Origin of the sequence: uncultured Buchnera sp. (genome assembly GCF_913776765.1) — a bacterium.
GTDB classification, from domain to species: Bacteria; Pseudomonadota; Gammaproteobacteria; order Enterobacterales; family Enterobacteriaceae; genus Buchnera; species Buchnera aphidicola_AO.
Window position 1 is genome coordinate 1 of the sequence record NZ_CAJYPO010000002.1, and the last position, 7,936, is coordinate 7,936.

7 protein-coding genes are annotated in these 7,936 nt (G+C 26.2%); 6 read left to right on the forward strand and 1 reads right to left on the reverse strand.

Features of this window, described 5'->3' with window-relative positions:
* Nucleotides 1-315: 315 nt before the first annotated feature.
* A complete protein-coding gene (repA, locus tag QZ401_RS03125) occupies nucleotides 316-1,167 on the reverse strand; it encodes a plasmid replication initiator RepA (protein ID WP_295164896.1) in 852 nt (283 codons plus the stop codon).
* A gap of 304 nt (nucleotides 1,168-1,471) precedes the next feature.
* On the opposite strand from repA (QZ401_RS03125), the gene QZ401_RS03130 reads away from it, so the two are divergent.
* The 6 genes from QZ401_RS03130 to leuD all read left to right on the forward strand — a co-directional run bounded on the left by QZ401_RS03130 (nucleotide 1,472) and on the right by leuD (nucleotide 7,770).
* On the forward strand, nucleotides 1,472-1,975 hold the full coding sequence (locus QZ401_RS03130) for a TIGR00645 family protein (protein ID WP_295164898.1): 504 nt from the start codon (nucleotides 1,472-1,474) through the stop codon (nucleotides 1,973-1,975).
* Nucleotides 1,976-2,160: 185 nt separating this feature from the next.
* Nucleotides 2,161-2,910 (forward strand): plasmid replication initiator RepA, encoded by a 750-nt coding sequence (gene repA, locus QZ401_RS03135; RefSeq protein ID WP_295164899.1) that lies wholly within the window; start codon nucleotides 2,161-2,163, stop codon nucleotides 2,908-2,910.
* Between the two features lie 145 nt (nucleotides 2,911-3,055).
* Nucleotides 3,056-4,606, forward strand: coding sequence for a 2-isopropylmalate synthase (gene leuA / locus QZ401_RS03140; RefSeq protein WP_295164901.1), 1,551 nt, complete (start codon nucleotides 3,056-3,058; stop codon nucleotides 4,604-4,606).
* A gap of 32 nt (nucleotides 4,607-4,638) precedes the next feature.
* A complete protein-coding gene (gene leuB / locus QZ401_RS03145; RefSeq protein ID WP_295164903.1) occupies nucleotides 4,639-5,730 on the forward strand; it encodes a 3-isopropylmalate dehydrogenase in 1,092 nt (363 codons plus the stop codon).
* Nucleotide 5,731: 1 nt separating this feature from the next.
* Nucleotides 5,732-7,144: a 3-isopropylmalate dehydratase large subunit gene (gene leuC, locus QZ401_RS03150; protein ID WP_295164905.1), complete on the forward strand. Its 1,413-nt coding sequence runs from the start codon at nucleotides 5,732-5,734 to the stop codon at nucleotides 7,142-7,144.
* 2 nt (nucleotides 7,145-7,146) lie between these two features.
* Nucleotides 7,147-7,770 carry a 3-isopropylmalate dehydratase small subunit gene (gene leuD / locus QZ401_RS03155; RefSeq protein ID WP_295164908.1) on the forward strand — a complete coding sequence of 208 codons (624 nt, stop codon included), beginning with the start codon at nucleotides 7,147-7,149 and terminating at the stop codon, nucleotides 7,768-7,770.
* Nucleotides 7,771-7,936 lie beyond the last annotated feature (166 nt).

Below are 7,936 nucleotides of genomic sequence, written 5' to 3' on the forward strand. Positions count from 1 at the left end.
ATTTTTTAAGCTCATGTTTATTTATTTTTTTATTAATATTTAAAAGAAATGTAATTTTGCATTTATCTTATAGAAAGCATTTATATAAAAAAATAATATGCATTTATAATATTAAAAAAAAAAAAACCATATTTAGTAAAATAAAAATGATATAAAAATAGATATATATTATACGATAGATAATTTTTTTCTAAAAAAATAATAGAATTTTAAAAAATAACGGAGTTAAAGAAATAGAAAGGCTTACGTATTAACGTAATTTAGAAAAGAGAGTTATATTTTTGCTACATTTTACAATTTTTTATTATAACTGCGTTAATTATCTTGATACGTATTTGCAGCAATTTTTCGTAAGTAATAATAGCTGATGTTTACTTGTTTTTTTAACCCGCTGGGTCCAAGTGTAGTTAACTCGCTAATAGAATATTTAGCCACTAATGCACGAAGAATTTTTTGTCTTGCTTCTTTTTCATCTAAGGCTATTAATCGTTGTGCATTTTTTCTTTTTTTATAAAAATTATGTTTAGAAATCCTATATTTAAAAAGATTTCTAATTTGAATATCTTTAGCTCGTCTTTTTGCTTCTATTACTGTTATAGGTTTTAATCCCTTGATGATAAGATTCTTATTAATCCACCCTAATTGTTGTTTTTTAGCATTTATTAATTGTTTTTCAGAAATACCTAATAACATGAAAAATAGTGGTGTAAGTGTAATCATTTTCGGCATATAGTTGCCCAATACTCTATCCCATATTTTTTTGCAAGTTACGAAACCCATTGGTTCCATAAAATTAGTAATTAATCTAGAAGCCCGGGTAATAGATTTATTACCGACTTTAGATAATGTAGACAAACCACATTCGTCAGATAGTTGTTCTACTGAAGCTTGTACTAACTCGGAAGAAATATTAAAATGATAAAGCATAGCTAAAACCATTGCTCTCATAGCGCATGCTCGGTGCTCGTTTAATCTTCTAAATCTTTTTAAGGGTAGTCCAGTTTTGATATTTTTTGGTTGAATAACATAGTTTAATTCACATCGTGCAACATCTATTTCTGATGCTTTTTTCATTGCATGACAGATAAAAGACGGTCTTTTTTTATTGTTTTTAGGTGCTGTAAAAACTGGATTTCGATTATATACGTAATTTTCTCTAGATAGCATATGGGGGACACTTAAAAAAATGTGAATGTGTAGTTTATGATAGTAAGATTTAAACAATTTAAATTTTTTTGTACTAAAATTTTCTATATATAAATAATTTTTTAAAAAAATGAAATTTCATTTTTTTATATATTGTTTACGTATAGATATATTTAACATATATTTTAATAATTTTCAATATAACTTGCTAAAAATAAATATTTTAAAATATTTATTTTTAGCTATGTAAAAATTTTTATTTTTGAAATATAATCAATGTCATTGAAATAACATTTTATATTTATAAAAAAAAAGTAGGAATAAAATGGAAAAAATTATTGAAAGGTCTATATATGCTTCTCGTTGGTTGATGTTTCCAGTATATGTAGGTTTATCATTTGGATTTATATTATTAACATTAAAATTTTTTCAACAAATAGTATTTATTATCCCGGATATTTTAGCAATGTCAGAATCTGGTCTTGTATTAGTTGTTTTATCATTGATTGATATCGCTTTAGTAGGTGGTTTATTAGTTATGGTTATGTTTTCAGGTTATGAAAATTTTATTTCTAAAATGGATATTCAAGATAACGAAAAAAGGTTAGGTTGGATGGGGACTATGGATGTTAATTCAATTAAAAATAAAGTTGCTTCATCTATTGTTGCTATATCTTCTGTACATCTTTTACGTCTTTTTATGGAAGCAGAACGAATTTTAGACAATAAAATTATGTTATGCGTTATTATTCATTTAACGTTTGTTTTATCTGCTTTTGGCATGGCTTATATTGATAAAATGAGTAAAAAGAAACATATCATTCATTAATAGCATTTTGAAATGAAGTGGTTAAAGTTATTTGAAAGAATACTAAATTCATGATATATTTTATATATTGCATTTTTTTAATATAAAAAAATCTTATTTTCTTTTAAATACTATTGTTTAAAAAACAATTTTGATTTATTTACATTTAACAAAAATATTTTACTTACATCAAGCGTATTATATTAGTGCCTAGAAAAAATTATATATGTAATCCAAAACCAGTTTTTAATCCTCCTAAAAACGAGAAAAAAAGATCTAACTTTATTTGTTATGCAATGAAAAAAGCATCAGAAATAGATGTTGCAAGAAGTAGGTTAAATTATACTTTATTGGCAATAGATCCTAAAACTGGTAATATTTTACCTCGATTTAGAAGATTAAACGAACATCGAGCATGTGCTATGAGAGCTATAGTTCTAGCGATGTTATATTATTGTAATATTGATTCTAATTTAGTTGAAGCGTCTATTGAAAAACTAGCAGATGAATGCGGTCTTTCAACTTTTTCTGATTCCGGTAATAAATCTATTACTCGTGCTTCACGACTAATTAGTGAGTTTTTAGAACCAATGGGTTTTGTAAAATGTAAGAAAAAAAAGACTAAATCAACCAGTAAATACATACCTAAAAAAATATTTTTGACACCAAGTTTTTTTATGTTATTTCATATTTCACAATCAACAATAAATCAATATTTATCTGAACAAAAAAAATTATTAAAAAATTTAAAAATAAAAGAAAAAAAAATTTTTATTTCTTTTTCAGATATAAAAATGATTTCTAAATTAGATGAGAAATCTGCTAGAAATAAAATTTTAAATGCCTTAATAAATTATTATACAGCTAGTGAATTAACTAAAATAGGTCCTCAAGGTCTTAAAAAAAAGATAGATATTGAATATAGTAACTTATGTAAGTTATATAAAAAAAAATAACAAATAAATTTACACAACAAAAATTTCATAAGACAGTAAGGATGTGTTTTTAAATACATCCTTACTGTCTTATGAAATTTTTGTTGTGTAAATTTATTTGTTATGATCAAAAGATCATTTTTTTTAATTATCGAGAAAAAATTTTATGAATTCACAAGTTATTATTTTTGATACTACCTTACGTGATGGTGAACAAGCACTTCAAGCTAGTTTAAGCGTTAAGCAAAAACTACAAATTGCACTATCTTTAGAAAATACCGGTATAGATGTTATTGAAGTAGGTTTTCCTATTTCCTCACCTGGAGATTTTAAATCAGTTCAAACTATATCTAAAAATATTAAAAATAGTAGAATATGCAGTTTAGCTCGTTGTGTAGATAAAGATATTGATGTTGCTGCAGAAGCGATGTCTTTATCTAATGCATTTAGAATTCATATTTTTTTGGCAACTTCAATACTTCATATGGAATCTAAATTAAAGAAAAACTTTAATCAAATAATAGATATGGCGATATCATCAGTTAAGAGAGCATTACGTTATACTGATGATATTGAATTTTCTTGTGAAGATGCCAGCAGAACTACAATGGACAATTTATGTCGTATTGTAGAAAAATTAATAAATGCAGGAGTAAAAACGATAAATATACCAGATACTGTAGGATATACAGTACCTAATGAACTATCTTCTATAATTCATAATTTATTCCAACGTGTTCCTAATATTGATAAATCGATAATTTCAGTTCATTGTCATAACGATTTAGGTATGGCTGTAGGAAACTCAATATCAGCTATACAAGCAGGAGCTAGACAAATAGAAGGAACTATTAATGGAATCGGAGAAAGAGCTGGTAATACAGCTTTAGAAGAAGTAATTATGGCTATAAAGGTAAGGGAAGATGTTTTAGGTGTTTCTACTAAAATAAAACATAAAGAAATTTATAGAACTAGTCAAATTATCAGTAAAATTTGTAATTTGCCAATTCCATCTAATAAAGCGATAGTAGGAAGTAATGCATTTGCACATTCTTCTGGTATTCATCAAGATGGTGTTTTAAAAAATAGAAAAAATTATGAAATTATGGAACCTAGTAGTATTGGTTTAAAGGAAGTGAAACTAAATTTAACTTCTAGATCAGGTAGAGCAGCTGTAAAACATTATATGACTGAAATGGGTTATAGAGAATGCGATTATAAAATAGATGAACTTTATACAGCTTTTTTAAAATTAGCAGATAAAAAAGGACAAGTATTTGATTATGATTTAGAAGCATTGGCATTTATAAATCAACAACAAGAAGAATTAGAACACTTTTCTTTATCTTTTTTTAGTGTTCAATCTATTTCCAATGGTTTATCTACTGCTTCAGTAAAATTGTTATGTGGTGAAAAAACTTTTATAGAATCTGCTACAACAAGCAATGGTCCTATAGACGCTATTTATCAAGCTTTGAACAGGATTACTCACTTTCCCATAATTTTACAAAAATATCAACTTATAGCAAAAGGTAAAGGAAAAGATGCTTTGGGCCAAGTTGATATTTTAGTTGAACATAAAAAACGTAAGTTTCATGGTATGGGTTTAGCTACAGATATTATTGAATCTTCAGCTCAAGCAATGGTTAATGTATTAAATAATATATGGAGAGCGAATCAAGTAAACGAAAAATTAAAAAAATTAAAAAAAAAATAAATAATTAGATTTTTTTAAATGGAATATATTTTATGAAAAAAAAATTTCGTATTGCAGTTTTACCCGGTGACGGTATAGGTCCTGAAGTTATGCGAGAAACCTATAAAATTTTAAATGTTTTAGAAAAAAATTTTTCCTTACCTTTAGAAATACGTGAATTTAATGTTGGAGGTATAGCTATTGATAGGGAAGGTGTTGCTTTACCTGAAAAAACACTAAGAGGTTGCGAAAATTCTGATGCAATTTTATTTGGTTCAGTAGGTGGTAAAAAATGGGATTACTTACCAATAGAATTCCGTCCGGAAAGGGCGTCTTTATTACCTTTAAGAAAACATTTTAATTTATTTTCTAATTTAAGACCAGCAAAATTATATTCAGATTTAAAAAATTTATCTCCCTTACGTTCTAACATTGTAAAAAATGGTTTTGATATATTATGTGTTAGAGAGCTAACAGGTGGAATTTACTTTGGTAAACCTAAAGGTCGATCAAAAAATGAAAATGGTGAATATTCATTTGATACTGAAGTTTATTATGATTTCGAAATTAGACGTATTGCACATCTAGCTTTTGAATTAGCTAGTTCTAGAAAATGTAAAGTGTGTTCTATTGACAAATCTAATGTTCTTGAAAGTTCAGTTTTATGGAGAGAGATTGTAGAAGAAGTTTCTAAAAATTATCCAAATATTATTTTATCTCATTTATATATTGATAATGCATGTATGCAAATTATTAAAAATCCTGGTCAATTTGACGTGCTTCTTTGTTCTAATATTTTTGGAGATATTATCTCAGATGAGTGTGCGATGATCACTGGTTCAATTGGGATGTTACCGTCAGCTAGTTTAAATAGTAAAAAATTTGGTTTATATGAACCTGCTGGAGGATCTGCACCAGATATTGAAGGTAAAAATATTGCTAATCCTATAGCTCAAATCCTTTCTCTTTCTATGTTAATTCGGCATAGTATGAATTTAAATGAAATTGCAGATAGAATTGATTTATCCGTTCATCGTGCTTTAAAAGAAGGTTATCGAACTTTAGATATATCTGATGGTAAAAATTATATAAAAACAAATGAAATGGGTGATATTATTGCTGAATTTTTAATTAATGGAAAATAAAATGAAAAAAACTTTATATGAAAAAATATATGATTCACATATTGTACATAAAGAAAAAAATAACATATCAATTTTATACATAGATTTACATTTGTTACATGAAGTAACATCACCTCAAGCTTTTGATTCATTACGTATAAAAAATCGTGTTGTTAGACAACCTAAAAAAACTTTTGCTACGATGGATCATAATGTTTCTACAGAAAGTAAAGATATTAATGCGTCAGGATCTATGGCTAAAATACAAATGCAGCAATTAATAAAAAATTGTAATCAATTTAATATATCTTTATATGATTTAAATAATCCTAAACAGGGTATAGTTCATGTTATTGGTCCTGAACAAGGTATGACATTGCCTGGCATGACCATAGTTTGTGGTGATTCTCATACTTCTACTCATGGTGCATTTGGTGCTTTATCTTTTGGAATTGGTACATCTGAAGTTGAACATGTTCTTGTAACACAAACTTTGAAACAACAACGTTTAAAGAACATGAAAATTCAAATAAAGGGAAAAATTAACAGTTTCATTACTGCTAAGGACATTATTCTTTTTATTATAGGAAAGTTAGGTACATCAGGTGGTTCTGGATATGTAATTGAGTTTTGTGGTGATGTAATTAAAAAAATGAATATGGAAGAACGAATGACAATTTGCAATATGGCAATTGAAATGGGTGCTAAATCAGCTTTAATAGCACCAGATGAAACTACATTTTTGTATTTAAGGGGTAAACGTTATTCACCTCAAGGTAAATTTTGGGATGAAGCTATAAAATATTGGAAAACATTAGTAACAGATGAAAATGCTTCTTTCGACAAAGAATTTACTTTTGATATATCTAACCTTTCTCCTCAAATTACTTGGGGTACTAGTCCTGATCAGGTTTTATCAATTAACGAAAAAATACCTGATTTTAATTTTTTTGAAGATTCTGTAAAAAAAAATTTAGCTCGTTCTGCATGTAATTATATGGATTTAAAACCAGGTTTATATTTAACGGATATTAAAATCGATAAGGTTTTTATTGGTTCTTGTACTAATTCTCGTATAGAAGATTTAAGATCTGCAGCTAAAATATTGAAAAATAAAAAAATTTCAAAAAATATAAAAGCAATTGTTGTACCTGGATCTGGTATGGTAAAAATTCAAGCTGAAAAAGAAGGTTTAGACAAAATTTTTATTGATTCAGGATTTGAATGGAGGTTACCAGGTTGTTCTATGTGTTTAGGTATGAATAACGATAAATTAAGTGATGGTGAACGTTGTGCTTCTACTAGCAATCGAAATTTTGAAGGACGTCAAGGTAGAGGTGGTAGAACACATTTAGTTAGTCCTATTATGGCTGCTGCTGCGGCTATATATGGTCGATTTATTGATGTTAGAAATTTAGATAGTGAGAATAATTAAAAATGTTTAAATTTACTGAACATAATGGTGTTGTTGTCCCTTTAGATATATCTAATATAGATACCGATGCTATTATTCCTAAGCAATTTTTGCAAAAAGTGAATAAAGTTGGTTTTGGTAAATATTTATTTCATGATTGGAGGTTTATTGATAAAAATCAGTTGAAAATAAATCCAAATTTTATTTTTAATAATGATATTTATAAAAATGCTAGTATTTTATTAACACGCGAGAATTTTGGTTGTGGTTCTTCTAGAGAGCATGCTGTTTGGTCTTTATTAGATTATGGATTTAAAGTAATTATTTCATCTAGTTTTTCTGATATCTTTTATAATAATAGTTTTAATAATAAGCTTCTTTTAGTTATTTTAGAAAAAAAAGATATTGATTATCTTTTTAATTTAGTTAATAGCAAGATTGGCATCTCTTTTAACGTTAGTTTAATTAATAAGAGAATTACTGTAGATAATTTAGATATTCCCTTTCAAATAGATGATTTTCAGCGTCTTTGTTTATTAAATAATTGGGACAATATTGACTTAACTATGAAAATTAATCATAAGATTAAATCTTATGAAGATAATATATCTTCTTTTCTTTTAGAAAGACCGGAATTTACTTCTTAACTTTTTAAATAGCGGATTTTTTTTAAAAAAATATTCGCTATTTTTTAAGCTCATGTTTATTTATTTTTTTATTAATATTTAAAAGAAATGTAATTTTGCATTTATCTTATAGAAAGCATTTATATAAAAAAATAATATGCATTTATAATATTAAAAAAAAAAAAAC